Origin of the sequence: Nocardia sp. NPDC059764, from assembly GCF_042732555.1 — a bacterium.
Classification (GTDB): Bacteria; Actinomycetota; Actinomycetes; order Mycobacteriales; family Mycobacteriaceae; genus Nocardia.
The window spans coordinates 1-1,962 of record NZ_JBHWHH010000348.1 but is presented as its reverse complement, the minus strand read 5'-3'; the positions used below and the strand labels follow the sequence as shown (position 1 = coordinate 1,962).

At 71.0% G+C, this 1,962-nt stretch carries 1 protein-coding gene; it reads right to left on the bottom strand.

Annotation, left to right across the window (positions count from 1 at the left end; genetic code table 11):
* Nucleotides 1-30: 30 nt before the first annotated feature.
* Nucleotides 31-1,869 (bottom strand): dynamin family protein, encoded by a 1,839-nt coding sequence (locus ACFV4K_RS35585; RefSeq protein WP_379280681.1) that lies wholly within the window; start codon nt 1,867-1,869, stop codon nt 31-33.
* Nucleotides 1,870-1,962 lie beyond the last annotated feature (93 nt).

Genomic DNA, 1,962 nt, shown 5'->3' with positions numbered 1-1,962 from the left:
AAGCCTCCTGCGGCTCGGTGCGCACGGCGTTCAGCGCACGGCGGGCGGGAGCTGGGGGCGATTGCCCGTCGGCAGCGCTCCGGGCGACTCCGGGCCGAGGAGCGCGCCCGCGTGACGGCGGAGCTCCCCCACGACGTGCAGGCGACGTTCCAGTTCGGCGGCCCGTTCGGTGCGACGCGCGGCCTCCACGTTGGCGGCCTCCTGGGCGGCGCGCAGGGACTCGTCGATCGAGCGCAGGGTGCGGTCGGCGATAGCGGTGAAATGGTCGCGCAGCAACCGGTGGATGCGGTGCAGGCGGTCCTTGGTCTCCTTGCCGCTGTGGAAGGCGATATCGTCGAGGTAGCGGCGCACCGCCATCTTGGCGTCGGCGCGGCGCTTCGCCAGGCGGGCCTTCTTGTCGTCGCTGAACGCCTTGCCGCCCAGCAGGACTCCCGCGCCCAGCGACAGCGGATTGATCAGCGCCATCCCCGCCATGGTGCCGACCATTCCCGCCATGATCACGCCGCCGTACGAGCCGCGCACACCCACCAGCAGCTTGTGACTCAAACCCAGATCCGGTTCCAGATCGGCGAGGGTGCAGGACCCGGTGCGGGAGTCGTCGTCGAGGGTGTCGCGGACCTCGGGCAGATCCACCGCGCCCAGATCGGTGAAGTGGGTGGCGACCCGCTCGGCCAGTTTCACCGCCCGGGTGCCGGTCCACACCAGGTTGTCGCCGACCGCGGAACCGACGGTGGCCGTGAGCCATTCGTCCATGCTGTCCCAGTGCTTGCCGGGATCGTGGTCGTCGATCCAGTCCTCGGCGGTGCGGGAGATGTCCCGCAGCCGGTTGCGCAGATCGTGGTCGATATCGCCCGCCAGATCGGTGATGCCGTCGCCGAGGGTCTGCTGCCAGGCCGCGGTGTGGCGGTGCAGCTTCTCGGCCTCGGCCTTGGCGGCGTGCAGTTCCCGGATGGCGGCCGCACCGCGCGCCGGGTCCCGCAACGCGACCAGTTCGCTGCCCAGCGCCAGCGCGAGATGCTCGGTGGCGGAGGAGATGTCGAGCGCGACCGCGCGTTGCATGGCCGCCTGATCCCGCGCCACCACTTGCTCCCGCAGGAACTGGAAGACCAGGCCGAACCCGGACTCGCGGCCGAGCCCCTCGTCCTGCAGGCGCATGGCGTGGGAGCGCAGCACCGCCGAGACCGGCAGCATCGGCATCTCGATCTCATTGGCACGCAGGTGCTTCCGGTTCGCCTCGAACACCTGCCGCCAGTGCGGGTACAGGTCGATCTTGGTGACCAGCACCGCGACGGCCGGGCACAACTCCCGCACCTGCCGCAGGAAGTCCACCTCGGGATCGGTCAGCTCGGCGGAGGCGTCGGTGAGCACCAGCACGGCGTCCGCCGCCGGAGCCTGCGCGAGAACGCCTGCCGCGCCGGTGGTTCCGTGCGCGCCCAGTCCGGGCGTGTCGACCACCACGATGCCGTCGGCGAGCAGTTGGCTCGGGGCCTCGAGTTCGAGGCGAAGCACGGCACGACCTTGGGGGCTGCGGGCGGTGAGCGCGGGAACGGCCTCGAACGGCACCGCCTCCCGGGTGTTCTCGCCGCCGTCCGCGACCACCGTCGCGCGCGGTTGCGGACCGTAGGACAGGACGATGGTGACCGCGGTGGCGATATCGTCGGCGACCGGGCAGACATCCAGATTGACCAGCGCGTTGACGAACCGGCTCTTGCCCTGATTCCCCAAGCCCGCCACCAGGATCCGGCGGCGCGGATCGCGCACCTTGCCCGCGACCGTCTCCAGCCGGGCGACCAGGTCGCCGCGTTCCGCGGCCCGCGCCACCGCGATGGTCTCCGAGACCATCGTCAGCAGCGGATTCGCCGCCACCATGCCTGTCACAGCTTGCTCACCGACCCGCTCCAGCCGTCCGTGTTCCGAATGCACTGTCGAGAGACTGTCGCTCACCGCGGCGAACCCGCGGTG